23 protein-coding genes and 1 tRNA gene are annotated in these 23,764 nt (G+C 47.5%); 7 read left to right on the top strand and 17 right to left on the bottom strand.

What is annotated here, in order from left to right; genetic code table 11:
- The first annotated feature begins 163 nt into the window (after positions 1 to 163).
- Positions 164 to 796 carry a GNAT family N-acetyltransferase gene (locus ACQ4MX_RS25495; protein WP_431087992.1) on the top strand — a complete coding sequence of 211 codons (633 nt, stop codon included), beginning with the start codon at positions 164 to 166 and terminating at the stop codon, positions 794 to 796.
- A gap of 20 nt (positions 797 to 816) precedes the next feature.
- On the opposite strand, the gene ACQ4MX_RS25490 is transcribed toward ACQ4MX_RS25495, so the two are convergent.
- From ACQ4MX_RS25490 to ACQ4MX_RS25475, 4 genes are all read right to left on the bottom strand, one after another.
- Entirely contained in the window at positions 817 to 1,515 is a 699-nt protein-coding gene (locus tag ACQ4MX_RS25490; RefSeq protein ID WP_431087990.1) for a 5'-methylthioadenosine/adenosylhomocysteine nucleosidase, read from the bottom strand.
- A gap of 111 nt (positions 1,516 to 1,626) precedes the next feature.
- Entirely contained in the window at positions 1,627 to 2,634 is a 1,008-nt protein-coding gene (gene ccpA / locus ACQ4MX_RS25485; protein WP_044648625.1) for a catabolite control protein A, read from the bottom strand.
- A 107-nt stretch (positions 2,635 to 2,741) separates the two neighbouring features.
- Positions 2,742 to 3,083: a bacillithiol system redox-active protein YtxJ gene (ytxJ, locus tag ACQ4MX_RS25480; protein ID WP_431087988.1), complete on the bottom strand. Its 342-nt coding sequence runs from the start codon at positions 3,081 to 3,083 to the stop codon at positions 2,742 to 2,744.
- A 101-nt stretch (positions 3,084 to 3,184) separates the two neighbouring features.
- Positions 3,185 to 3,631 (bottom strand): hypothetical protein, encoded by a 447-nt coding sequence (locus tag ACQ4MX_RS25475; protein ID WP_431087987.1) that lies wholly within the window; start codon positions 3,629 to 3,631, stop codon positions 3,185 to 3,187.
- 337 nt (positions 3,632 to 3,968) lie between these two features.
- Between ACQ4MX_RS25475 and ACQ4MX_RS25470 the strand changes: the two genes are divergently transcribed.
- Positions 3,969 to 4,505 carry a type 1 glutamine amidotransferase domain-containing protein gene (locus ACQ4MX_RS25470; protein ID WP_025684257.1) on the top strand — a complete coding sequence of 179 codons (537 nt, stop codon included), beginning with the start codon at positions 3,969 to 3,971 and terminating at the stop codon, positions 4,503 to 4,505.
- A gap of 103 nt (positions 4,506 to 4,608) precedes the next feature.
- On the opposite strand, the gene ptsP is transcribed toward ACQ4MX_RS25470, so the two are convergent.
- The 4 genes from ptsP to aroA all read right to left on the bottom strand — a co-directional run bounded on the left by ptsP (position 4,609) and on the right by aroA (position 10,420).
- Positions 4,609 to 6,354 carry a phosphoenolpyruvate--protein phosphotransferase gene (gene ptsP / locus ACQ4MX_RS25465; RefSeq protein ID WP_431087985.1) on the bottom strand — a complete coding sequence of 582 codons (1,746 nt, stop codon included), beginning with the start codon at positions 6,352 to 6,354 and terminating at the stop codon, positions 4,609 to 4,611.
- Positions 6,351 to 8,234, bottom strand: coding sequence for a glucose PTS transporter subunit IIA (locus ACQ4MX_RS25460; RefSeq protein WP_431087982.1), 1,884 nt, complete (start codon positions 8,232 to 8,234; stop codon positions 6,351 to 6,353). The genes ptsP and ACQ4MX_RS25460 overlap by 4 nt, the downstream gene beginning before the upstream one ends.
- Before the next feature lie 424 nt (positions 8,235 to 8,658).
- Positions 8,659 to 9,093, bottom strand: a complete 435-nt coding sequence (locus ACQ4MX_RS25455) for a CoA-binding protein (protein ID WP_431087981.1) — start codon at positions 9,091 to 9,093, stop codon at positions 8,659 to 8,661.
- Positions 9,094 to 9,127: 34 nt separating this feature from the next.
- The gene (aroA, locus tag ACQ4MX_RS25450; protein ID WP_431087980.1) at positions 9,128 to 10,420 is read right to left on the bottom strand and encodes a 3-phosphoshikimate 1-carboxyvinyltransferase; all 1,293 of its coding nucleotides are present in this window, start codon (positions 10,418 to 10,420) and stop codon (positions 9,128 to 9,130) included.
- Positions 10,421 to 10,692: 272 nt separating this feature from the next.
- Here aroA and ACQ4MX_RS25445 point away from each other — a divergent pair, with 272 nt between their 5' ends.
- Positions 10,693 to 10,998 carry a rhodanese-like domain-containing protein gene (locus ACQ4MX_RS25445; protein ID WP_014282339.1) on the top strand — a complete coding sequence of 102 codons (306 nt, stop codon included), beginning with the start codon at positions 10,693 to 10,695 and terminating at the stop codon, positions 10,996 to 10,998.
- Positions 10,999 to 11,215: 217 nt separating this feature from the next.
- On the opposite strand, the gene gndA is transcribed toward ACQ4MX_RS25445, so the two are convergent.
- Positions 11,216 to 12,622: an NADP-dependent phosphogluconate dehydrogenase gene (gene gndA, locus ACQ4MX_RS25440; RefSeq protein ID WP_431087978.1), complete on the bottom strand. Its 1,407-nt coding sequence runs from the start codon at positions 12,620 to 12,622 to the stop codon at positions 11,216 to 11,218.
- Positions 12,623 to 12,907: 285 nt separating this feature from the next.
- On the bottom strand, positions 12,908 to 13,507 hold the full coding sequence (locus ACQ4MX_RS25435) for a hypothetical protein (RefSeq protein ID WP_431087976.1): 600 nt from the start codon (positions 13,505 to 13,507) through the stop codon (positions 12,908 to 12,910).
- A gap of 279 nt (positions 13,508 to 13,786) precedes the next feature.
- Between ACQ4MX_RS25435 and ACQ4MX_RS25430 the strand changes: the two genes are divergently transcribed.
- Positions 13,787 to 14,419 (top strand): YktB family protein, encoded by a 633-nt coding sequence (locus ACQ4MX_RS25430; RefSeq protein ID WP_431087974.1) that lies wholly within the window; start codon positions 13,787 to 13,789, stop codon positions 14,417 to 14,419.
- A gap of 26 nt (positions 14,420 to 14,445) precedes the next feature.
- On the opposite strand, the gene ACQ4MX_RS25425 is transcribed toward ACQ4MX_RS25430, so the two are convergent.
- Positions 14,446 to 15,729, bottom strand: a complete 1,284-nt coding sequence (locus tag ACQ4MX_RS25425; RefSeq protein WP_431087972.1) for an MFS transporter — start codon at positions 15,727 to 15,729, stop codon at positions 14,446 to 14,448.
- Positions 15,730 to 15,915: 186 nt separating this feature from the next.
- On the opposite strand from ACQ4MX_RS25425, the gene ACQ4MX_RS25420 reads away from it, so the two are divergent.
- On the top strand, positions 15,916 to 17,391 hold the full coding sequence (locus ACQ4MX_RS25420) for an aminotransferase class I/II-fold pyridoxal phosphate-dependent enzyme (RefSeq protein WP_044648638.1): 1,476 nt from the start codon (positions 15,916 to 15,918) through the stop codon (positions 17,389 to 17,391).
- A 125-nt stretch (positions 17,392 to 17,516) separates the two neighbouring features.
- Here ACQ4MX_RS25420 and ACQ4MX_RS25415 read toward each other — a convergent pair whose 3' ends face one another.
- Positions 17,517 to 17,822 carry a DUF1292 domain-containing protein gene (locus ACQ4MX_RS25415; RefSeq protein ID WP_025684269.1) on the bottom strand — a complete coding sequence of 102 codons (306 nt, stop codon included), beginning with the start codon at positions 17,820 to 17,822 and terminating at the stop codon, positions 17,517 to 17,519.
- 79 nt (positions 17,823 to 17,901) lie between these two features.
- Positions 17,902 to 18,459, bottom strand: coding sequence for a hypothetical protein (locus tag ACQ4MX_RS25410; protein WP_044648639.1), 558 nt, complete (start codon positions 18,457 to 18,459; stop codon positions 17,902 to 17,904).
- Between the two features lie 202 nt (positions 18,460 to 18,661).
- Here ACQ4MX_RS25410 and ACQ4MX_RS25405 point away from each other — a divergent pair, with 202 nt between their 5' ends.
- Complete coding sequence (locus ACQ4MX_RS25405) at positions 18,662 to 19,426, top strand: MBL fold metallo-hydrolase (RefSeq protein WP_431087969.1); 765 nt, start codon at positions 18,662 to 18,664, stop codon at positions 19,424 to 19,426.
- A 121-nt stretch (positions 19,427 to 19,547) separates the two neighbouring features.
- Here ACQ4MX_RS25405 and ACQ4MX_RS25400 read toward each other — a convergent pair whose 3' ends face one another.
- Positions 19,548 to 19,784, bottom strand: a complete 237-nt coding sequence (locus ACQ4MX_RS25400; RefSeq protein ID WP_431087968.1) for a DUF3892 domain-containing protein — start codon at positions 19,782 to 19,784, stop codon at positions 19,548 to 19,550.
- A gap of 88 nt (positions 19,785 to 19,872) precedes the next feature.
- Positions 19,873 to 20,316 (bottom strand): GNAT family N-acetyltransferase, encoded by a 444-nt coding sequence (locus tag ACQ4MX_RS25395; RefSeq protein WP_431091410.1) that lies wholly within the window; start codon positions 20,314 to 20,316, stop codon positions 19,873 to 19,875.
- A 141-nt stretch (positions 20,317 to 20,457) separates the two neighbouring features.
- Between ACQ4MX_RS25395 and ACQ4MX_RS25390 the strand changes: the two genes are divergently transcribed.
- Positions 20,458 to 20,529 (top strand) — tRNA-Val (locus tag ACQ4MX_RS25390).
- A 200-nt stretch (positions 20,530 to 20,729) separates the two neighbouring features.
- Here ACQ4MX_RS25390 and nirD read toward each other — a convergent pair.
- Both nirD and nirB read right to left on the bottom strand, forming a co-directional pair.
- Complete coding sequence (gene nirD, locus ACQ4MX_RS25385; protein ID WP_431087966.1) at positions 20,730 to 21,059, bottom strand: nitrite reductase small subunit NirD; 330 nt, start codon at positions 21,057 to 21,059, stop codon at positions 20,730 to 20,732.
- Positions 21,060 to 21,072: 13 nt separating this feature from the next.
- Complete coding sequence (nirB, locus tag ACQ4MX_RS25380) at positions 21,073 to 23,505, bottom strand: nitrite reductase large subunit NirB (RefSeq protein ID WP_431087963.1); 2,433 nt, start codon at positions 23,503 to 23,505, stop codon at positions 21,073 to 21,075.
- Positions 23,506 to 23,764 lie beyond the last annotated feature (259 nt).

Genomic DNA, 23,764 nt, shown 5'->3' with positions numbered 1-23,764 from the left:
CCTTTGTTTAACATCTGATAAAAGCGACTAATTGTGAACAATTTATGTCTAAAACAGTATATCATAGGTGAGGATGTGACGACCATCCTTTTCATTTATTTGTTTTTTTGCTATAAGTAGGGGATATGGGGAGCTAGGTCACGGTAAACAAGGAGGCGCATGTATGCAGCATTTAAAACTGCACCATTTGGACACGCTGAGTCATAACGGGCAAAGGATCTACGTAGAAGGCCCCGTATCCGCTGATCAACTGCATTCATTTCAAATGCATCCACAACTCGACGCCTTTCGCAAGCCGAAGGAGCAATTCGACGCGCTGGTGGATATTTCGGGACTGCCGGAAGGCAGGATTATCATCGCTCATGACGGGGAAACCATTCTCGGATACGTGACTTTTCACTATCCGGATGAGATGGAACGCTGGTCCGAAGCCAGAATGAAGGACCTGCTGGAGCTTGGAGCGATTGAGGTAGCCGACGAATATCGCGGACTGGGTCTGGGAAGCCAAATGATTCGGGTCGCCTTTGAGGACGGACAACTGGAATCCTATATTATTTTTACGACTGAGTACTATTGGCATTGGGATTTAAAAGGCAGCGGTCTCTCCGTATGGGAATACCGCCGCATGATGGAACGTCTGATGAAAACGGTGGATATGGTCTGGTACGCTACGGATGATCCTGAAATATGCTCCCACCCGGCGAATTGCCTAATGGTCCGAATGGGAGAGGATGTCCCCCTCACATCACGGGAACAATTTGACCGTATCCGGTTTGTGAGAAGGTTCATGTATTAAAATGTTACACCACTAGCCATTTAACCCAAATGCTTCAGCATATACTCCACAATTCGATGTGAACAATGGGAAGATGCTACTGTAAATTCGCCAAAATTAACGTGGGCAGATCCGTCTGCCTTATCAGACATAGAGCGGAGGACAACGTAAGGCACAGCGTTCATATGGGCTGTCTGCGCCACTGCTGCGCCCTCCATCTCGGTACAAGCACCGTCCATCTCCTGATGCAATGCAGCTACCAGCTCACGGCTGGCGACAAACTGGTCACCGGAAAGCACCTTGCCGACAATATAACGATCGCCGAAGGATTGACAGGCTTGCTCAGCCAGACGAACAAGATCAGGATCAGCCGCAAACTCCGAGGTATCCTGATAAGGAATGACCCCTCTGGCATAACCCAAAGGCGTTACATCCATATCATGCTGCATACATGTGGAGGAAATCACGATATCCCCAATATTTAAATCCGGATGCACCGCCCCTGCCACTCCTGTAAATATGATTTGTTCCGCTCCAAAGCTGTCGATAAGGATTTGTGTCGTTACCGCAGCATTGACCTTACCTACACCGGACTTGCATACGACAACCTGTTGACCGTGAATGACTCCCTTTGTATAGGTGATTCCAGCCTTGACCGACTTACTAGCTTCAGTCATTGCAGCAAGCAGCAGTTCAATTTCTTCATCCATGGCACCAATTAATCCATAAATTCGACTCATCTCAAATCCCTCTATTCTTTGTTTAATGATGTGCATTATGGACTATGTATTCACGAAAAAAGCTCCATTAAAGGAGCTTTCATCGAAGGTCTATCTTGTTAACAAATCTGTCTAGTCTAGATAATTAACCGACAACCGCAAAATCGTTTCATGCGGCAAAATGACGCGAGGATTTTCCACGTTTTCCTTCTTCATCAGCTTGGTCAGCAAACGCATCGCTACTGCACCCAAATCGTACATCGGTTGCGCCACTGTCGTAAGCTGCGGACGAACCATGGAAGCCATACGGATATTGTCCACACTGATGACAGAAAAATCGTCCGGTACTTTCAAGCCTTCATCCTGAATGCTATGAATCGCACCAATCGCCATTTCATCTGTAGCCGCAAAAATCGCGCTTGGCTTTTTCTTGAGGCCCAGGAAATACTTCATTGCCTCCACACCGGACTCATAACGATAGTTCCCGATTCGCACGAGATCTTCCTGATACTCCATTCCTGCTGCTTCCAGCGCTCTCTTGTAGCCTTGGAAACGTGCATAGCCGTTCGCAGGATCCTGAAGCGTACCACTGATCATCGCGATTTGACGGTGTCCGTGGCGGATCAATGTATTCACTGCATCAAAAGCAGCGGCTTCATGGTCAATATCAACCGAAGGATAGCTGCCTTTCTCATCACTCGTTGCGCACAGAACGATAGGAACCGCGGCCGTATGAAACGCCTGAATATGCTCGTCCGTTACTGTGCCGCCCATGAACAGAAGTCCATCAACCTGCTTTTCAAGCAGCGTATTGATGACACGAATCTCTTTTTCTTTCCGCTTATCGGCATTACACAAAATAATGTTGTAGTGATACATATTCGCAATATCCTCAATACCGCGCGCAATTTCTGCAAAAATTGAGTTCGATATATCCGGAATAACCACGCCAACGGTCGTTGTCTTCTTGCTGGCCAGACCTCTAGCCACCGCATTCGGGCGATATCCCAATTGTTCAATCGCTTCATACACCTTTTTGCGGGTCTGAGGTTTTACGTTAGGATTATTGTTAACTACGCGGGATACCGTGGCCATTGAGACACCGGCTTCGCGAGCTACATCATAGATCGTTACCGTCACATTCCTTCTCTCCATTGCCAATAAATTTTCAACCGAATCCTAGATCAACTAATTAGAACCATGATACGACAAAATACTACTTTATGCAACGACTGCGCTCATTCTGCCTATGTGAGATGATCGTGGAGCGCATGGGCTGTAATATTCGAATGGGATGTATGCCAGACAGCCTCTCCGTCCCTTATTAAGATGGCCTGCGGCGATTCATGCTTCACCTGGAGCCTGTCCGCAGCCTCATTGGACACCGGCCGGTCTTCTACTACATAAATGATACCGTATTCAATATTTTCGTCGGGAGTGCCTTGCAAGTAGGATTCCATCTCCTGATGTGCGCGGGAACTAATCGGACAGCGTGTGCTATGTTTAAAGAGAAGCAACGGCTTGTCTGATGACGCTTCCAGTGCCGAATTTAATTGTTGAACAGTAGTCATTTTCGTCATCGTCACCATTGGATATACATTCCTTTCTGTGTCTTGTCGTATGGCCTATTCACATCGTAACAAAAAGAACATGTAAAATCCAATGGTGACCATGAAAATTTTCATTTTTTTTAGTTTTTTATATTCATAAACACCGATTCACTGGTAAAACCGGATAATTGCACCAATCTTTTCTGTACATCGTTCATCCAATCCTCATCTCCCAGACTTCTCGCATAACGATAAAGGTCCAGCAGCAGGTTGATTCGAAGCTCCATTCGCTCCTCCAAAGAGAATTGCCAGTCTACATTGGGATTGTCCGCTTCCTCCAGCACCAGCTTGCGTATAATTTCAGCCAGCTCGTTGTTACGGGCAAAGGAAATACGCCGAGCATTAGGCTTGCTCCCCAAATTTTGTAACAGTTCCTTGATGTCCTTCGTCACATGCTGCAAAACCTCACTCGAGAAGCACGAAGGGCATGAAAATACGGGAACATGTAAAATTTCAACCTTGTCCGCATATATCACCTTTCTCAACTCCAGCCCCATCGGTTTACCGCATTGGCATTGCTTATGCATTTAACCACCTCATTACATAGGATCAAGCTATATGAGGATTTCATCAGAATCCAGATATATCTATCTACTAGTCTATAAAAGATTTGTTAACTCTATAAAATTTTTCACACCCTTTTTTATTTCGACTTTGGGACCTCAAATCCTTCCACAGTTTGCAGCTATGAACAAATTACCAAAGGTTTAGCGGGTTACAGAATGGTAATGCTTGCTTTGAAAGAGCTTGTCGATTACTGAGAACGTGCAGAGGAATAGACTTCCGGTGATCTTTTTCTTAAGATGTAGAGGTACAGATTATAAAACAGCGGTGTCATCAAGTGACGCACGAAAGGATGGTTAGATGTCGAGACTTGCTGGAAAAAAGGTTATCGCCCTGGTAGATGAGGAATTCGAGGATCTGGAGCTATGGTACCCTGTGTACCGTGTTCGTGAAGAAGGCGCAGAAGTGCATTTGGCCGGTGCTGAAAAGGGTAAAAAATATATTGGAAAATATGGCGTACCTGCTGAAGCGGAATATGCCTTTGAGGAACTGAACAGCCGCGATTATGACGGGATTCTTGTCCCTGGAGGCTGGGCGCCGGATAAACTACGCCGCTATCCCAAGGTGATTCAACTTGTACAGGAGTTTCACGCCGCCCAAAAGCCTATCGGGCAAATCTGCCATGCAGGCTGGGTGCTGATTTCCGCCAAAATTTTGGACGGTGTCACTGTAACATCCACACCGGGTATCCGTGATGATATGGAAAACGCAGGCGCCATATGGAAGGACGAGGCTGTCGTGACGGACGGACATATCGTATCTGCCCGCCGCCCACCTGACCTTCCGCCATATGGAAAAGCGTTTTGCGATCTGTTGGCAAACAACGCCCAGAAATAAGGCAGTCCAATAAAATAAGCAAAACACCTTCAAAATCACCACGTTATCCACGGTTTTGAAGGTGTTTTTTATTCCAAAACAAGCTACACAGCCAATTGCATAATTACTGCCGTCCAGGCCCAACTGAAATACAATTGACACTAACTGCGGTCAGCTTGTCTTCGATCGCCGCGCCTGTAGACATGCCGAAGCACGCCTGAGCAACCAGCGTTGCCTCAGCTGCGGACGTGTTCAGCACACGATGCTTAACTCGCAGCAAGGACTGGGGAGACATGCTAAGCTGATGTATTCCCAGCTCTAGCCACAGGGGAATGGAACGTTCATCTCCTGCCATTTCACCGCACACACTCACATCAATCCCTGCCTGATGAGCAGCCTGCGCCGTCATACGCAGCATCCGCAGCACCGCCGGATGGTATGGATGGTACATATGCGCAATCTGCTCGTTCATGCGGTCTACGGCCAGCACATACTGTACCAGATCATTCGTGCCTATACTGAAAAAATCCGTTTCAGCCGCCAGCAGATCGGCAATCATTGCTGCCGCTGGCACCTCGATCATAATCCCTTGCTGGATATGTGGGTTATAGGCAAGGCCTCTCGCATCCAAATCCGCCATAGCTTCCTTCAAGATCGCATCCGCCTGACGGATCTCCTCCACCGATGAAATCATAGGATACATAACCTTGATATTCCCTGCCGCACTAGCACGTAAAATAGCTGTCAATTGAGTCTTGAATAATTCCTTCCAATCGAGACTGATACGTATAGCGCGATAGCCTAAAAACGGATTTTCCTCCTCCGGCAGTTGAAGATAGTCCAACGGCTTATCCCCGCCGATATCCAATGTACGGATAACAACGGAGTGGTTTCCTGCCTTTTCTGCTACCAGCCGATACACTTCATACTGCTCATCTTCATCCGGTGCGGAGTTTCGATCCATATATAAAAATTCCGTGCGGAACAGTCCCACACCCTGCGCTCCATGCTTCAATGCCGCCTCCAGTTCCTTGACAGAGCTGATATTAGCTGCCAGCCTCAGTTCAGTTCCATCCTTGGTCACGGCTTCCACGGAAGCGAGCACCTGAAGCTGTTCTTTTCTGCGGCGCTGCTCATCACGTAATGCCGTATAATGATCAATAATGGATTTTTCCGGGTTCACATAAACCTTACCCAAGTCTCCGTCGACAACCATCATATCCCCCGTCTGGACAGGTAAATTGAGGTTGCTCTCCAGTCCCGAAACGAGCGGAATACCCATCGCACGGGCCATGATCGCAGAATGCGATGTTTTGCCCCCGTTCATAGTCACAATTCCTAATACATAGCTTGGATTCAAATGGGCTGATTGAGACGGAGAAAGCTCCTTGGCTACCAGAATGTAAGGCTGTGTGTCCTTCGGAAGAGTTACTTCCGGCGCACCCAGTAAATGCTTGAGCAGTCGGTTCCCCACATCCTTGATGTCGATTGCCCGCTCCTTCATATACTCATCATCCAGCAGATCAAACATCGTCACAAAATGATCAATTGCTTCCTTAACAGCTACCTCGGCTGCTTTGTATTGGCGCTCGATGATTCCACGAACCTCGTTCATGAATTCAGGGTCCTCCAATATAGCCAGATGCGCATCAAAAATGCTGGATTCCTCCGGTCCCACCATTTCCCGAAACTCATCCTTAATAAACTGGATTTCACTTTTGGATGTGCGGATCCCTTCATACAAACGCTCGAATTCCTTTGCGAGATCCACCGCATCCATTTTCTGCTCAGGTAAATCCCACTCCCAGCTCGGCAGGACAAAAGCCTTCCCGATTGCCACACCTGCTGCGGCGCCGATGCCTTCTATCATGTCTCTACCCCTCCAACATTCCTGTCATGCAGCACAACGGACATTACCGAGGCCTGACCTTTTTTCACTGTTTTAAACGGAGCAAAGCTCCATGACTTCACGCGATCCGGGTTCGTAATGACCATGGGGGTCACTAACGATGGAGCTTGTTCCCGCAGTGCCTGCAAATCAAATTTGATCAGCAATTGTCCCGGTTCCACCGTATCGCCTGCTTCTACCATAGCAGTAAAATTCCCTTTTAGCTGTGAAGTATCAATCCCTATATGAAGCAGAACCTCAATTCCCTCTCGTGTAGAGATGCCTAAAGCGTGCATGGTCGGATACAGATGCATAACCGTACCATACACCGGAGACACAAGTTCACCTCGTTCGGGAACAAAAGCAACTCCGTCCCCGACCAGCTTCGTTGCAAAAATTTTGTCCGGTACCTCGTGAATCGGCAGCATTTTTCCATGCACAGGGGCGTTGAACAACACTTGAGGAAGATCACGCTCCATAAGCTTTGCGATTTCCTCACGAATCAGCTCCGAATACGTCCCGAACACAACCTGCAAGTTGCCCCCTCCCAGGTTGATGAGTCCAGCCGAGCCCAAAGCTTTTATCGCTCCGGTATCAATCAGCCGGTCATTGTGGACGGTAAGGCGCAACCGTGTAATGCAGGCTTCCACCCGAACAATATTTTCCTTCCCTCCAAGCGCCTCCAAAATGAGCGGTGCGCTGTAGGGAATATTGCCTGCCCAATCCTCCAGAACCGAACCTTCCTCGCGGCCTGGAGTGGGAATACGGAACCTCCGAATCGCCCAGCGGAATAGCACATAATACACCAGCCCATACGCCACGCCTAACGGAATCAACAACCAGGCGTTATGTGACAGATGGAAATTGAGCACGTAATCTATAAAACCCGCTGAATATGAAAAACCGTGATGAATATCCAGCTCAAAAGTAAGCCACATGGCCAGACCTGACATCACTGCATGAACAAGGAACAAATAAGGAGCAGCAAACAAAAAGGCAAACTCAATTTGTTCTGATACACCAGTAAAAAAGCAGACGAGTGCAGCAGTCAAAAACGTCTTTTGCACCTTCGGTTTCAAATCTTCACGCGCTTCCTGAATAATCGCCAGCGCAATGGCTGGAATCGCAAACATCATAATCGGAAACAACCCTGACATAAAATAGCCCGCCGTTGGATCGCCAGCAAAAAATCGGGGTAAATCCCCCTGCACTATGTTTCCTGACGGTGTTTTATATGTACCTAGTTGAAACCAGAATATATTATTAAGCAGATGATGAAGGCCAAAAGCCGCCAGCACCCGATACAAAATACCGTAAATAAACAATCCGAAGCCGCCCAGACTCAATTCCAGACCTGCTATAAATTGCAATCCTCTCTGAATGAGTGGTGCCACTATCAGCATCAGTCCTGCGAACACGGCGGAGAACAAGCCAATTAGCAGTAAAACAAATCGAGTCCCTCCAAAAAATTGGAGTACCTCGGGCAGCTTGATGCTTTTGAAGCGGTTATACGCCACCCCTGAAATGACACCTAAAATGATGCCAATGAGCGTCGCCGGATGAATGAGTCCGTTTCCAAATCTCAATGTGACCTGATCATATATAGCCATACCAGCCAATGCCGCCAGTCCCGCCTGACCTGCCTGATTCGACATGCCGAGTGCTACACCAACCGCAAACAAGTACGGCAAAAAATAAAAAATCCCCCGCCCTGCTGCATTAGCCATTTCAGACACCATTGGAAATCCCCACGTGGACCAGGGAAGGCTGCCGAGACTTAGTAATATAGCAGCAGCCGGTAACACCATCGTCGGGAGCATGACAGCCCGACCAAGCTGTTGTAAGGATCCGAGCCAATTCATGGCATTCCTCTCCTTTCTATCCCTGATGGTAAGTCGAATAAATACTTTTGTCAAAGCGATTCTCTTGCTTGATAAAAAATACTTATATACGCTTTTCAGGTCTGAAATAGCTCTATTCAAACATCTTATTTAAGTTATATTTTGCGTGTTTATCAGTTTGGACCATGTTATTCTGAAACAAAGGGGGATGCAGCATGAGTGAAACACTTTTAAAAGAAATATGGATCAACGCTTTAACAGCATAGACACTCGTCTCGACAATATGGAGCAGCGGTCGATTAAGCTCATTCACCAAGATAATATCACAAAAATGGCATACATACATTATATGGATTCCTGTAAGCATAATATAGCCCAATTTCCACACACCAAAAACCTTCTCCCCGTATTTCATAGGGGCGAAGGTTTTTTCTTCATGTCCAGATTATCCTTTACGTACTGCTTGGGTTATGGAATCCTCTACCTTGATGCAACGATCCATAATAACCGTCATTCCATGTTCCTGCGCAATGTCAGCGGCTTCCTGGCTGATAATGCCCTGTTGAAGCCACAAAACCTTCGCACCTATAGCAGCCGCCTCACGAGCAACCTCCGCGCAGTACTCACTGCGACGGAATACATTGACCAGCTCGACAGGCTCGGGTACTTCTTCGAGACTTGCATAGCAAGTTTCTCCTAAAATCTTTTGCCCCGCTACCGCAGGATTAACCGGAATAATACGGTATCCCCGCTTTTGCATCGCATAAGACACCATATACGAGGTCCGGTCTGATTTATCAGACAAACCTACAACCGCAATGTTGCCTACTTGTTCCAAAATGCTTTTGATCTCTTCTCTTGACGGATTTTCAAAAGCCATCCTGTCCCCTCCTATTCACTTCTAAAGCCTACAATTATTTTACCCACTCTACAGAGGCGCCAAGCGTCGTCAGATGGTCAAAATATTGCGGATATGATTTGGCAACATGATGCGCATCCTTGATTACCAGCGGTTTCTGGGCCCGTAGACCGACTACCGTCAAAGCCATAATAACACGGTGATCAAAATGTGCGTTAATTTCAACGCCGCCTTCGACCCCCTCCGGTCGGCCATGTACGATAATTTCAGCCTGACGTTCCTCCACGCGAGCCCCGGCCTTGGTCAGTTCGTTCAAATAATCGGTAATGCGATCACATTCCTTGTACCGCAAATTTTCCACATTATAAAAACGGGACGTACCGTCAGCAAATACAGCGGCAGCCACCATCGCCAGCACAGCATCGGTTGCAGCATCGCCGTCAAACTCGATGGCCTTCAAACGTCCATTCCCGTTCACGACAACTGTGTCGTTCTCGTGCGTCAGCGGTACTTCCATCATACGAAGCACATCTACAATAGCACGTTCTCCCTGCTTGCTCTGCTCCTTTAACCGATGGATGGTGACATCCGAGTTCGTTACCGCAGCCGCTGCCAGCACTGCGGCACTGCCCGGGTAATCCCCCTGCACTGTATACGTGCGCGGCTGATAAGATTGTCGTCCCGGAACACGGAAAGACATGTAATCGTCACTTGCATGAATGATAATACCTGCCTCTTGGAGCACCTCCAGCGTCTGACCAATAACCACCTTGGATTTCAGATCATGCAGCACCTCAATTTCGCTATCTTCCTCCAATAATGGCGTGAGGAATAGCAAGGCGCTCAAATATTGCGAGCTAACCGAACCGGATACCTGAATTTTGCCGCCTTTGGGCTGACCGCCCTGAATGCGGATCGGAAGCTTGCCTTCACGATGATCTACCTGTACACCCAGTTGACCCAATGCGTCGATCAGATCATCATGTGGTCGTTTTCCCAGGGAATCGGGATATGTATTAACGAAAGTAACATCCGGGCACAGCGATGCGATCCCCATCAAAAAACGAAGCACTGCTCCGGCGTTACCTACATTGAGTTCCTTCACAGCACGAGGATGGCTGCCAAAGCCCGTAATGACTATTTTTTCATCATCCTCTTCCAGCACTGCCCCCAAATCAGCGATACAACGACGCATAGCATCACTGTCCTCACTGTGTGCCGGAAAATAAATGGTACTTTGTCCATCGGCAAGCGCTGCTGTCAGCAAATAGCGTGTAGTGTAGTTTTTGGAGGACAAGGCCCCAATCTCCCCTTGCAACGAAGGGGTAGGTCTAACGATAACATCCATAATGTACATGCTCCTTTTTGGATTTTAACCAACCCGTTTTACGTTAATTATACAAGCTGTGATGTTCATTTCACCACCAGAAAAAAACACTGAATATCAAGCAAAGCCTGCCCGAGTTTCATCCCGGCGATTCATTAATCTATACACGCCTTTAGGATTAGCCAGATTGACAGCTTAGAGATAGCTTCGCTATCATACATAGAGAGTGTGATGTTTTGCACACGTCAATAACACACGCAGCACCCATTTTACATTAGAAAAGAGGTCCAGCCATGACGCAAATCGCCCTGATTGAACCTTCTGAGCTTCGTGCACGCCTGCAAGCAGGCGAACAATTGCAACTGATCGACGTTCGCGAGGCAGAAGAAGTAGCGGAAGGCATGATTGACGGTGCCAAGCATATTCCGCTCGGACAGATTCCAAGTCGTCTTGAGGAAATTGAACGTACCGGCGAAATTATCTTTATTTGCCGGAGCGGTTATCGCAGCGAACGAGCCTGCGAATATTTACAACAGCTAGGTTATGAAGGCTGCACTAACATGACCGGCGGTATGCTGCAATGGTCACAAGAGCAATAAAATGTTGCCCACCAAATGAGACGGGATCTTCCCGTCTTTTTCGTCGTGACTCAAAGCTTAGACGCGGTGATGTGTTAAAATAACTATTCCTATCATACCACAGTGACGAAAGCTTAGACAATCCACTAAAGAAAAACGGAAGCTTCCTCCGCCACAGAGGGCAAAAGAAGCTTCCGTTGTATTACATTAATGCTATCCTTACATATCCATCAATTTATTAGAACCATTGGTGATGGAATACGCCTTCTTTGTCCACACGTTTGAACGTATGCGCACCGAAGTAGTCACGTTGTGCTTGCAGCAAGTTTGCTGGCAGACGCTCAGTACGGTAGCTGTCATAGTATGCAAGCGCACTGGAGAAGCCTGGCACTGGAATACCTTGAGATACAGCTACGGAAATCACCTGACGCCATGCGTTTTGGTAAGTTTCTACTACATTTTTGAAGTAGGAATCCAGCAACAGGTTTTTCAGAGCAGGATCGCGGTCATACGCATCCTTGATGTTTTGCAGGAATTGCGAACGGATAATGCAACCGCCGCGGAAGATCATAGCGATTTTTCCGTATTTCAAATCCCAATCGTATTCATCGGAAGCTGCACGCATTTGTGCAAAGCCTTGAGCATAAGACACAATTTTACTTGCGAACAATGCTTTACGTACGCTTTCGATAAATTCTTTTTTGTCCCCGATGAAGGATTCAGCATTAGGACCGCTCAGCACTTTGCTTGCCGCAATACGCTCGTCTTTCATAGCAGACAGGAAGCGAGAGAATACAGATTCGGTGATCATGGACAATGGAACGCCCAGATCCAGCGCGCTTTGGCTTGTCCATTTACCAGTACCTTTTTGACCTGCTGCATCCAGAATAACGTCTACCATTGGTTTGCCTGTTTCGGAATCATATTGGGAGAAGATGTCAGCCGTGATTTCGATCAGGTAGCTGTCCAGCTCGCCTTTATTCCATTCTGTGAAGATTTCATGAAGCTCTTCCGCATTCACATTCAGGACCGATTTCAAAAGGTGATAAGCCTCACCGATCAATTGCATGTCGCCGTACTCGATACCGTTATGCACCATTTTTACATAGTGACCAGCACCGTCGGGACCGATATATGTACAGCAAGGGTCGCCTTCTACTTTGGCAGAGATTGCCGTCAGAATCGGCTCTACCAGCTTGTAGGCACTTTCTTGTCCACCTGGCATAATTGCAGGACCGTTCAAGGCACCTTCTTCGCCACCGGATACGCCTGTACCAATAAAGCGGAATCCTTTTTCCTCCAGCTCCTTACTGCGGCGCTGTGTATCAGGGAAGTAGGCATTGCCTCCGTCTATAATAATGTCGCCCTTGTCCAGATGAGGCACAAGCTGCTCAATCGTGGCATCCGTTGCTTTACCAGCTTGAACCATGATCAGGATTTTACGGGGCGATTCCAGTGAGTTCACAAATTCTTCAATGGAGAAAGTACCCGTCAGTTTCTTACCTTCTGCTTCTTTGATAAGATCGTGCGTTTTTTCGGGAGAGCGGTTAAATACCGAGACGGTGAAGCCTCTGCTCTCAATATTAAGGGCCAAATTCTTACCCATTACCGCCAGGCCGATCACACCAATCTGCTGTTTTGCCATCTGGTTCCTCATCCTTTGCAACATATTTTTTATTCTATATCGCCGCTTTACCGCATTACACTTTATGTGAATCGGAACACGTGCTATTCTATTTTAACGTTTTTGGTGTCAGAAGTGAACCCCTGTCTATTCGCAGATCAAAACACCCCATTTTCATGAGGTGTTCAGTTATACCCAAATCTGCACAATATCTACGGATTTAAGCAAAAACGTTTGACTGGTCCTTAACACCACGCATTTTTTAACCTATAATGATTCGTTTTAAATTACGCTATTCTCTCATCATTATGCTTCCATCATTAGCAGTTGGCGGGATAGCGCTTGCAGGCGTTCATGGCAGTTCTCGGCTCTGGTCGTATCTCCCTCTGTCATTGCCGTGAAAAGCTTCTCCAATTCATCATCCACTTCCATTCTGAGCAGCAGCAGTCGGGTCTCTCCCTCATTGGAAATGTACATATCCTCCATCTCCTGCGCTGACAGCACTGGTCCTTTCTGATAAATAACGCGTTGCTTAAAGCCGGTAACCTCCACCAGACGAATGACCTCACCGAACAAAATATTTTCCACCAAAATATGATGGTCCTTGACTCTTTTGACAATGGCATGGCCTCGGGTGCTTCCAATCAGCTTTTCCAACCACTCAGCCAGCTTGGCGTCGCGGATCACATAATCTCCGGCCAACTTGTAGTGCCCTGTACGCAATTGTTGAAAACGAAGCTTCACCAGCTTGCGTCCGGTCCTTACCGACAGCACCAGGTACGACTCATCCTCGCTCCAGTACAGCGAATATCCTTCCGATATCAAATCCTTGATCAGATTATGGATATGCCGACGGCTAAACCGGAGCTCCAAATTACAATATTCTACCTCGCAGCCCTTGTTCACGGCATTCCCTCCTTTTTCAAGTCCGATTCAAGAAGTCCGGCTACAGCAAGCCTGCGGCTTTCCCGCTTGATCTTCCCTTGCTCTATTTTATACTTCATTTTATGTAAGGGTACTTGGTTATTTGACCTATTTTTATGAGTAACAACGCACAATCCTACTTTTGCCTTATGCGCTTGTCCCAAACCCGGCCTAAAGTCGGTCAAGCCTGCTGACGTTATGCTATAATCGGACATATTACGCCACACGAAATGGCTTAACCCAGTTACAGGAGGAAAAGGTATGACGTTCAGTGGATTTACAGCAAAGGACTTTGATGTTTTTGAAATACCGGGGCTGGAGCCTCGCATGGAGGTACTGATTGAACAGGTTCGACCCAAACTGGAAGCGATTGGTGCGGAGTTGGCTCCTTTCCTGACGGACTTGTGTGGCGAGCCTATGCACGTTCACGTTGCAAAGCATGCACGGCGCAAAGTAAATCCGCCCAAGGATTCCTGGGTAGCTTGGGCGGCAAACAAGCGTGGATACAAGGCGTTGCCACATTTTGAGGTAGGGATGTTTTCTTCTCATCTGTTCATCATTTTCGCAATTATTTATGAAAGCCCGAACAAAGCTACATTTGCACAGGCGCTCGAAGCCAACCTGAGTGATGTGTGTTCTAACCTACCGGATCATTTTTACTGGTCTATGGATCATATGGCTCCGGAAGGCACAGAACAACAGCACATGGATAATGAAGATTTTCAAAAGATCATCCACAAGCTGCAACAGGTTAAAAAAGCCGAGGTCATGTGTGGTATCCGTATTGACCGGGACGACCCGCTCGCCAGTGACGGACCTGCGCTGCTACAGACGGTGCGTTCTACTTTTGAGCGTTTGCTGCCGCTGTACCGAATGGCTTTTCCGAAAGAGTAACCGATATTGGCTAATCAAGCTACCAATCAGGCTTCAGCCGTCTTTCTGCGCGGATTACGTGCCAAAGCCAGATGACAGCCGAACATGAGTAGCATTACAACTCCGCTGATGATAAATGGAGCTGTGTGTCCTGCGCGGTCCCACAGCACTCCTGAAACGAGCGGACCGATGACCATACCTGAACCTTGGAGTGTCAGAAAAAAGCCCCATATCGTCGCTCGCTCGCTTTCTGGGATCAATTTGGCGAGGAACGTGTTCCATGCAGGCAAAATGAGCGCATAGCCCAAGCCGATAAGGGCTACGGATACAAACACAAGCGGAATGGATCGGACGGCGGAAAAGAAAAACAGCGTAATCCCGGTAAGTAAAAAACCGGCGTGCAGAAAGTATTCTGTTCCCAGCCGATCCACCAGCTTTCCGCAAGGAATAAGCGTCAGCACCGTTACCCCGCCGCCAGCAATTAGAAGTACACTGTACAAATTCGGCGAAATCCCGAGGTCCGTACGGGCGTACAGCGTCAATACCGGGCTGATTAGACCGATAACAAACGATTGCAAAAACAGCGCCGGGTAAATCAACGGGTTTACATTTAGTTTTGTTTTGAGTGTATTGATGGTCTCCTTGATTCCTCCCAGCAGCTTCAGCTTATGTTTTGCAAGACCGTCGGAGGACACCAAAGCGCTCCGTTGCAGCGCTCCTTTGTCGGCAGACTCTTTCCGTCCGGGCAGCATTAGGGAGACCAACAACAGCACAATACTGCATCCTGTCAAAATCATAAACACCATTCCGTAAGAATGACCATAATGTGCCATAGCGAAATTCATAACAAGCGGCCCCATTCCTGTTCCGCCCATGGACGCAATTTCCAATGTGCCCATCGCCGCACCATTGCTGTTATTAGGCCCGGACATTTCAGTCGTTCCAGTCATGACACAAGGCCAGAGAGGAGAAGTGCCCAGACCGAGCAACAGACAGGCAACTACGAGCCACACTGGCTCTGTCAGCACGCTTAGCATGATCACCGCAACAAGTGTAAACAGCAACGCGGTCGACATCGTTCCCCGGTAGCCGAGCCGTTCAGCTATCCAGCCCGCCGGTGCCCGGAACGCATTGTCGCCAAAATACTGGAGCGAAAAGGCCAGACCGATGATTCCGGCTGACAGTCCGAGCGTTTCTCCCATATATACCGGCAGGATAGCTACCAGAAGAGATCCCTTCATAAATTCAACCAGAAATACCAGTACCCATAATTCCGCAAAAAAGGGAGACCATAACCGCCGAGGATTTTTTTCTCTTCCGATTTGTTTCATCCGTCCCACATCCTCTACCTTCGTTTTTTCGTCATAAATTCCGGGTTGTCTCCATGCTCCTCTCATTTACAAATAAAAGCACCTTCAACCGCTTGCATTCCTACTTCAAACTGCTATACTCAATTTTGTTCTATTATCACTTGCCAGGATTGTCGAAATCCTGCACGAAAGGTTGTGACAACACTAATGAATCAAAGCAACACCCCGCTTTTTACTGCTTTGAAAAAGCACGCTCAGAGCAACCCGGTTCAATTTCACATCCCAGGTCATAAAAAGGGAGTGGGCGCAGATCCGGAATTTCGCGAATTTATGGGGGATAATGCCTTTTCGATAGATATGATCAACATCGCTCCATTGGACGATCTGCATCAACCTACGGGTGTCATCGAAGAAGCCCAAAAGCTTGCAGCAGAAGCCTATGGAGCAGATTATACTTACTACAGTGTACAGGGTACAAGTGGAGCTATCATTACTATGATTATGTCCATCTGCTTGCCAGGTGATAAAATTATTGTACCCCGAAATGTACACAAATCTATAATGTCTGCCATTATATTGTCTGGAGCAAAGCCTGTATTCGTATCTCCGGTCAGTGATGAAAATCTTGGTATTCACCACGGGATTACAACCAAGTCCGTACGCCGGGCACTGGAACGCCATCCTGACGCCAAGGGCGTCCTCGTCATCAACCCGACATATTACGGTGTGTGCGCCGATTTGAAAGAAATTGTTGATCTCGCTCACAGCTATAATGTGCCGGTCCTGGTCGATGAGGCCCACGGTGTACTCATTCATTTTCATCCTGATCTGCCGATGTCTGCCATGGAAGCGGGAGCAGATATGTCAGCTACAAGCGTCCATAAGCTAGGCGGTTCCTTGACACAAAGCTCGATTCTGAATGTGAATACCAAAAACGGATATGTCAATCCGCAGCGTGTGCAGACGATTTTCAGTATGCTGACAACGACTTCCACTTCCTATATCCTGCTGGCTTCTCTGGACACATCACGCCGCAATCTGGCTCTCAATGGCTATGAAATAGCGCAACGTGCGCTTGATTTGGCCGAATATTGCCGTGCAGAGGTCAACAAGATTGAAGGATTATATTGCTTTGGCAGTGAAATTCTCGGTACAGAGGCAACCTATAATTATGACGCGACCAAAATCACCATTCATATTCGTCATCTAGGCCTTACTGGGTACGACGTGGAAAATTGGCTGAGAGAAAACTACAATATCGAGGTTGAGCTTAGCGATATGTACAATATTCTCTGTCTGGTGACCCCCGGGGATACGAAAGAGGACATTGAGATTTTATTGAAGGCTCTGCGTGAGCTGGCTGCTATTCATTATTCTACAGGTCAGCAGCATGAACTGGATGTAAAAATACAGGAAATCCCGCAGCTCTCCCTGATTCCGAGAGACGCTTTTTACGGAGATACGGAAGTGGTACCATTCAAGGAATCTGCTGGACGCATTATTGCAGAATTCATTTATGTATATCCGCCAGGTATTCCGATCCTACTGCCGGGAGAAGTGATCTCACAGGACAATATTGATTATATTGTCGATCATGTGGAAGTAGGCCTGCCTGTAAAAGGACCGGAGGACCGTACCGTACATCAAGTGAAGGTTATTGTTGAAACGGACGCTATTTCCTAATCCTTCCTGAACCTTAACAAGCCTGGAAAGTCTTACAAGCATCCTAAAAAAGCTTAACAAAAAAAGCCCCCAAACGGGGGCTTTTTCATTACCTTACAAAGCTGTAAGAGCCGTTAGGTCCAATACTACTCGTATTGGGCAACCAGCTCGCTGTAAGCCTCTTCAACACGTTTCCATTCATCTTCATCCTCGATATTGTAAAGCACCATTTCTTCGTTTTCTTCTTCCATACGAAGAATAATGCCATCTGCTTCAGGATTGCCGCGCTCCAACAGGAGAGCGTAAACGTGATTTTCTACGTCAAAGGTCTCTACAAGCACCATTTCTACATCTTTGCCATTTTCATCAGTTAGCGTAAGAACCATTTCTTCATGTTCGTGGTCATGATCGTGGTTGCAGGCTTCACCGTGTTCATGTTTGTGATCACTCATGGAAATACCTACCTTCAAATTGTTTTATTTTCCCCCGTATCGTAACATGATCAAGGGTACAGGTCAATTTGTGGTATGCCTAATTTATCGCTGTAATGACTTTTTCGGACACCAGGGTATAGCTGCTGTCTTTGCTTTCTTTAATGTAGAAACCGACCCGGTAATTCCCTGCTGTTTTGAAATCATACGTAAAGTCGTTTGTACGGAACCAGAAGTTATCCTTTTGTGCTCCGCTGATATCCTGGGACTGAATATCCTTCACGTTACCCGCAGGATCGGTGATCGCTACCTTCACTCCGGAGATATCCGCTTTCAACGTATCAATCTGACTGAATACATTGAATTTCACTTTGTTACCTTTATTCACGTTGCCAAACACCGTATCGCCCTTGAACAAGAACATGTGTACATTCGGTTGGTCGAAAACAACCTTTCCACCGGACGGATCAAAACTGACAATCCCGTTAAAATCCCGAATGGGCACATACGTTTTGCCGTCAATGACAACCGCGCCATCCTTCGACACCTCACCGTTAATAATCAGCTTCACTTGGTCCTTGGCGGATTCCGCCGAAATAACGGTCCCTCCCATTATCGAAAAGGCCATCACTAGGGCCATAACTTTTCTCCACTTCATCGCTAGATATCCCTCCATCATCATCTGTTAAATAACTTCTGTCTTACATTTATACCTAGCTCAGTTCCACAAGTTGCGCTGTGCTTTACAAATTGTCCAAAGTTTTTGATATGGCGTGAAATCTTTAATTTCTATCATCATCGATGGTAAGATACGACTGTAGAGGATTTATACACATTTAAGCCTGGAGGGTGAAATACGGATGAACCTGACCATACAAATGCTAGGCACAGGCAGTGCCTTTGCCAAAAACTATTACAACAATAACGCACTGCTGGACAGCGGAGCAGGCAAGCTATTGATCGACTGCGGTACAACCGCTTCTCTGGCTCTGCATCGAATGGATGTCGAATTGTCCGAAATTGACGCCATTCTAATTACCCACATTCACGCCGATCATGTCGGAGGACTGGAAGAGTTTGGATTCCAAATGAACATCCTTTATGGGCGTAAACCCGTGCTTTATATCGCAAAACCGCTAATTCATCCATTATGGGAAAATACGCTCAAGGGCGGCATGTCACAGCAAGGCATGATTGACAGACTGGAGGATGTGTTTGAGGTAAACGTGCTGACGCCTAGGGGATCTACCAGCTTGGTATCCGGCATCGAAATTGAACTCATTCCTACCCATCATATCCCCGGTAAAGACAGCTACTCCCTGTTCATTAATGACCGTCTTTTTTATAGTGCGGATATGACCTTTGATCCCGGCCTGCTGAATCAACTGGTACACGAGCGGGGCTGTCGCAGCATTTTGCATGAGGTTCAATTACAAGGTGCCGGAGAAGTTCATACAACGTTGGACGAGCTACTCAGCTTGCCAATCCCACTTCAAAAGCGGATTCGTCTCATGCACTATAGTGACGACATGGAGCGATTCAGGGAAAAGGCTGGAGTCATGTCCTTTCTGGAGCAGCAGCGCGTATACAACATTGTTGAGCTGGAACGCACGGAGCAATTATAATACTGGATACAAAGTGAAATAACAAAAAGCCGCCGGGTTTCCAACTGGAAAAAGAGCCCGGCGGCTTTGGCATATACTTGCGTGTAGTTATGTGCTTAGCGATAGATGCTTGAAATGAACGTCAGAACAACGGCAACTGATCCAAATTATTCGTAGGATCTCCATCAGCATCTCCGCGAATCCGTTTGCTTCCATCCTTGGCTTTGAATACATTGACCCCGGCAATCGAGCCTGCTTCAATTTCATTCAGAGCCTGACTGTAATCCAAAACCCGTCCGGTAGACGTCTGAAATGACATCAGATCACCATCACCGTTTTTACGTACTGCCATAATTTGTTCCCGTTCTGCATTAGCCATGCTGCATCGCTCCTTATCCATAGTATAGTGGAGGAACTTTTACTAGCATGCACCCTCTGCAGAATTATATGCATCCTTGTACCACGAGCTACAGCTTTTTGCGCATGCGAACATGTGGAATCCCGGCATCGTCAAAAGGTTCTTTCGAAATCGTCTCGTAACCGAGCTTCTCGTAAAACTTTTCAGCTTGACATTGAGCATCCAGTAACGAATATCGCAGCCCCAGCTCACGTGCGCGTTCCTCCAGAGCCAGCAGTAATATACGTCCGTAACCCCCGGAGCGATGCTCCTTGAGAACCGAAATGCGTTGCATTTTAGCTGTTTCTTCCTCATAATAGGTCAAGCGTCCCGTTGCCACCATCTCACCATGATCAGAGATCAGCAAATGATGTGCAGTATCCCCCAGCTTGTCATAATGGTCAATTTCAATATCGATAGGAACTTTCTGCTCCTCGACAAACACCTTCGTACGGATCAATAGCGCTGCCTGTAGCTGTTCTTCTGTCGTTACACTAATAATCTCTGCGGCCATCATCCGCTCCCCCTTATCATTGCTTCCATTTGCAAACCCACTAAATTTGAATTATATATAAAAACGGTAATGAAGTACAATCTAATTTCTATTTTTCTACTTTACATTTATGGTTAATACATGATATTATCTAATAACCGAAGGACGGTAGCTCAGCGGGAGAGCATTATCTTGACAGGGTAAGGGTCATGGGTTCGATCCCCATCCGTCCTATACGTCAAAAGCCTTGATACTCAAGGCTTTTTTGTTTATTTAGAGATCAATTGGGTACTATAAGAAGAGCAAAACAGATTACCTATACATATTGAGTCAATTGTTTAGCGATTCTTCGTTAATCATACTTAGAAGATAAAAAGCCGACCGGAAAATAGGGTCGGCTTTCCTGTATGCTCAGCTTAATTTACACAGAACCCTTAGATTACGATATAAACAGCTCCGCTCTCATTGTCAATCTCCGTGGGGTAAGCGGTCACACATCCAGTATCCGGCTCTAGCACCCTTCCGGTGGATAGGTCGATTTTCCAGTCATGGAGCGGACAATGGACTGCTGACCCACATATCATTCCTTCGGATAACCGTCCCCCTTTGTGCGGGCAACGATTCTCAAGCGCACGCACGCTGCCGTCGCTCAGGCGGAATACGGCTATCTCTGTATTATGAATGCGAACTGTCCTTGCTCCACGTCGGTCAATTTCGTTCAGATCGGCTATCCTGATTCTGCTGGTTGTGATATTGGTCTCCATTGTAATCAGCCCCCTATTCCGTTACTGGCTTAAGCTCTGGCAGCCGCACAAAATTCTTGCGTAGCTCTTCGTTATGAATGATTTCGTGCCACGGATCAGTCGTCGTGCTTAGCGTTTCCTCAATTCTGCTCACCAGTTGCTGTCTCGTCTCCTCATTCGCAAGTGCCTGCTTGATGGATTCCAACCCGACTCGTTCCACCCAGTGGGCTGTACGCTCGTTCCAATTCGCCTGCTCACGATAATATTGCAAGTAAGCACCGGTCCATTCCATCACTTCATCCTCCGTTTTAACGGTACAAAGCAGTTCAGCCGCCCGTACCTTAATACCGCCGTTACCCCCGACGTAGATCCCCCAGCCACCGTCAATAGCGACGACGCCCAAATCCTTGATCGTCGCTTCGGCGCAGTTCCGCGGACAACCAGACACAGCCAGTTTAACTTTGGATGGCGCATTCAGACGTTCAAATGCCTTTTCCAACCGGATGCCCATGCCCATAGCGTCCTGAGTGCCGAAGCGGCAAAAGGTGTTACCGACGCATGTCTTAACCGTTCGCAGCGTCTTCCCGTAGGCATGCCCAGACGGCATATCCAACTCGGACCAGATACCCGGCAAATCCTCCTTTTTCACACCAAGCAGGTCAAGACGTTGTCCGCCCGTAAATTTCACCAGAGGCACATTGTATTTCTCCGCGACAGCAGCAATTTTCTTCAAGTCCGCAGGAGAAGTAACTCCTCCGTAAATACGGGGTACGACGGAATATGTGCCGTCTTTCTGGATATTGGCATGGTACCGTTCATTGGTGAATCTAGATTCCTTCTCATCCTCATAATCCAGTGGCCATAGCATACCTAGATAATAATTGAGGGCCGGCCGGCATTTAGTGCAACCTTCCGGTTCGTTCCATCCCAGCACATTCATCACTTCTTTGCCGCTCTTCAATCCCATTTCCCGAATGCCATCAATGATCGCTTCCCGGTCAAGCGTCGTACAACCACAAATCCCCTCTTTCATCGTTTCTCCGGTTTCTGCGCCTGCGTATAGCTGTAAGAGTCCCTCCACTAATGGCTTGCATCCGCCACATGATGCCGATGCCTTCGTGCATGCCTTAATCTCCCCGACACTCCGGCAGCCAGCCGCAACCGCCTCTCCAATGTCACCCTTGGATACACCATTACATCCGCATACAATTTCGTCATCAGGCATCTGCTCCAGCATCATGACGCCATTAGCTTCAGGTTGACCGGGATTGAAGCCAAGTAGTAACTCTTTCTCTCGGCCAACCACCGACTCGCCACTTTTGATCAAAGAAAACAGCATGGCTCCGTCAGACGTATCCCCAAACAGAACAGCTCCGATCAGTTTCTCTTCCTTGATTACGATTTTTTTGTAGACGCCACCAATATCATCCTGATACCGCAGGGAACGTGTTCCCGGTTCATCCTTGTAATCCCCTGCTGAAAACACATCGACACCCGATACCTTCAACCTTGTCGAGGTAACAGAACCACTGTAGCCGGGAGTCTCCATTCCCGCAAGTCGCTGAGCCAGTACACCACCTTGCTCATATAATGGAGCAACCAGCCCGTAAGTGATTCCCCGGTGTTCTGCGCATTCTCCAACGGCGTAGATGCCGGGGATATTCGTTTCCATGTGATCATTTACGATGATCCCGCGGTTTACAGGGATTCCCGCCAACACCGCCAGTTCAATGTCTGGTTTGATGCCTACCGCCATAACGATCAGATCCGCTTCCAGCTCACTGCCGTCGGCAAATTTCAATCCTTCCACGCGGCGACGGCCCGTAATAGCCGCCGTCCGCTTATTGACCAGAAAAGTCATTCCCTGCTCCTCCAGCTCGCGCCTTAGCATAAGGGAAGCCGCCTCATCCAGTTGCCGATCCATAATATGTTCGTGAATATGAATAACCGTAACGTCCATCCCCAAGTTGAGCAGTCCCCTGGCTGCCTCTAGCCCAAGCAATCCGCCGCCGATGACGGCTGCTTTTTTGTGCGTCTTCGCCGTCTCCATCATCGTTTCACAGTCACGGATATCCCTGAAGCCGATAACACCATCCTTGTCGGCTCCTGGAAGCGGCAGAATGAAGGCTTTGGAGCCTGTTGCCAACAACAGTAAATCATAAGAGACGCATACGCCGGAGCGTGACATCACCTGCCGCTTGTCCGTGTCGATAGCTGTGACAGGATCACCTGTATACAACCGGATATGATTGTCTTCATACCAACTCCAGTCGTTGATGACAATATCCTGCAAACCAGCCCCTCCAGCCAAAACGGAGGACAGCATGATCCGGTTATAGTTCGGATGAGGCTCGGCCCCGAATACCGTAATGTCATAGGCACCCGGAGCAATCTTCAGCAAATGTTCGAGGGTGCGTATCCCCGCCATTCCGTTGCCGACCAGCACTAACTTTTTGATGTGGTTCATCAGGTCACTCCCCTTCCATTCATATCCTCAAAACATAAAAAGCCTGCTTCACATAGGGGAATTCAAAACATCCCTCCACATGCGAAAACAGGCTCCATTGCCGTTTCATCGAATACGCCGTTGTATCCATCAGAGTATGGAATTAAAAAGTACTGTAGCCAATATATAATGATTCAAGTTAGATGTCAATATTCCTTACGCGTTATCTTATGGAAAATTATATTTTATCATCATGTAACATATTTATGACGTGTGAAAT

It is taken from the genome of Paenibacillus sp. 8b26, from assembly GCF_050626875.1.
Classification (GTDB): Bacteria; Bacillota; Bacilli; order Paenibacillales; family Paenibacillaceae; genus Paenibacillus.
Note: the sequence above shows the minus strand (reverse complement) of the source record. Positions and strands in the feature narration are given on the sequence as shown.

Coding starts and splice junctions, on each gene's coding strand:
- ACQ4MX_RS25495 (WP_431087992.1), top strand. CDS start 164: ATGCAGCATTTAAAACTGCACCATTTGGACACGCTGAGTCATAACGGG.
- ACQ4MX_RS25395 (WP_431091410.1), bottom strand. CDS start 20,316: ATGGCCGCAGAGATTATTAGTGTAACGACAGAAGAACAGCTACAGGCA.
- ACQ4MX_RS25460 (WP_431087982.1), bottom strand. CDS start 8,234: ATGAATTGGCTCGGATCCTTACAACAGCTTGGTCGGGCTGTCATGCTC.
- ACQ4MX_RS25410 (WP_044648639.1), bottom strand. CDS start 18,459: ATGAAGTGGAGAAAAGTTATGGCCCTAGTGATGGCCTTTTCGATAATG.
- ACQ4MX_RS25455 (WP_431087981.1), bottom strand. CDS start 9,093: ATGGCTTTTGAAAATCCGTCAAGAGAAGAGATCAAAAGCATTTTGGAA.
- nirB (WP_431087963.1), bottom strand. CDS start 23,505: ATGAACCACATCAAAAAGTTAGTGCTGGTCGGCAACGGAATGGCGGGG.
- gndA (WP_431087978.1), bottom strand. CDS start 12,622: ATGGCAAAACAGCAGATTGGTGTGATCGGCCTGGCGGTAATGGGTAAG.
- nirD (WP_431087966.1), bottom strand. CDS start 21,059: ATGGAGACCAATATCACAACCAGCAGAATCAGGATAGCCGATCTGAAC.
- ytxJ (WP_431087988.1), bottom strand. CDS start 3,083: ATGGTGACGATGACGAAAATGACTACTGTTCAACAATTAAATTCGGCA.
- ACQ4MX_RS25490 (WP_431087990.1), bottom strand. CDS start 1,515: ATGAGTCGAATTTATGGATTAATTGGTGCCATGGATGAAGAAATTGAA.
- ACQ4MX_RS25425 (WP_431087972.1), bottom strand. CDS start 15,729: ATGAAACAAATCGGAAGAGAAAAAAATCCTCGGCGGTTATGGTCTCCC.
- aroA (WP_431087980.1), bottom strand. CDS start 10,420: ATGGATGTTATCGTTAGACCTACCCCTTCGTTGCAAGGGGAGATTGGG.
- ACQ4MX_RS25445 (WP_014282339.1), top strand. CDS start 10,693: ATGACGCAAATCGCCCTGATTGAACCTTCTGAGCTTCGTGCACGCCTG.
- ACQ4MX_RS25415 (WP_025684269.1), bottom strand. CDS start 17,822: ATGAGTGATCACAAACATGAACACGGTGAAGCCTGCAACCACGATCAT.
- ACQ4MX_RS25475 (WP_431087987.1), bottom strand. CDS start 3,631: ATGCATAAGCAATGCCAATGCGGTAAACCGATGGGGCTGGAGTTGAGA.
- ACQ4MX_RS25400 (WP_431087968.1), bottom strand. CDS start 19,784: ATGGCTAATGCAGAACGGGAACAAATTATGGCAGTACGTAAAAACGGT.
- ptsP (WP_431087985.1), bottom strand. CDS start 6,354: ATGATAGAAGGCATCGGCGCCGCAGCAGGTGTGGCAATCGGGAAGGCT.
- ACQ4MX_RS25430 (WP_431087974.1), top strand. CDS start 13,787: ATGACGTTCAGTGGATTTACAGCAAAGGACTTTGATGTTTTTGAAATA.
- ACQ4MX_RS25405 (WP_431087969.1), top strand. CDS start 18,662: ATGAACCTGACCATACAAATGCTAGGCACAGGCAGTGCCTTTGCCAAA.
- ACQ4MX_RS25470 (WP_025684257.1), top strand. CDS start 3,969: ATGTCGAGACTTGCTGGAAAAAAGGTTATCGCCCTGGTAGATGAGGAA.
- ACQ4MX_RS25420 (WP_044648638.1), top strand. CDS start 15,916: ATGAATCAAAGCAACACCCCGCTTTTTACTGCTTTGAAAAAGCACGCT.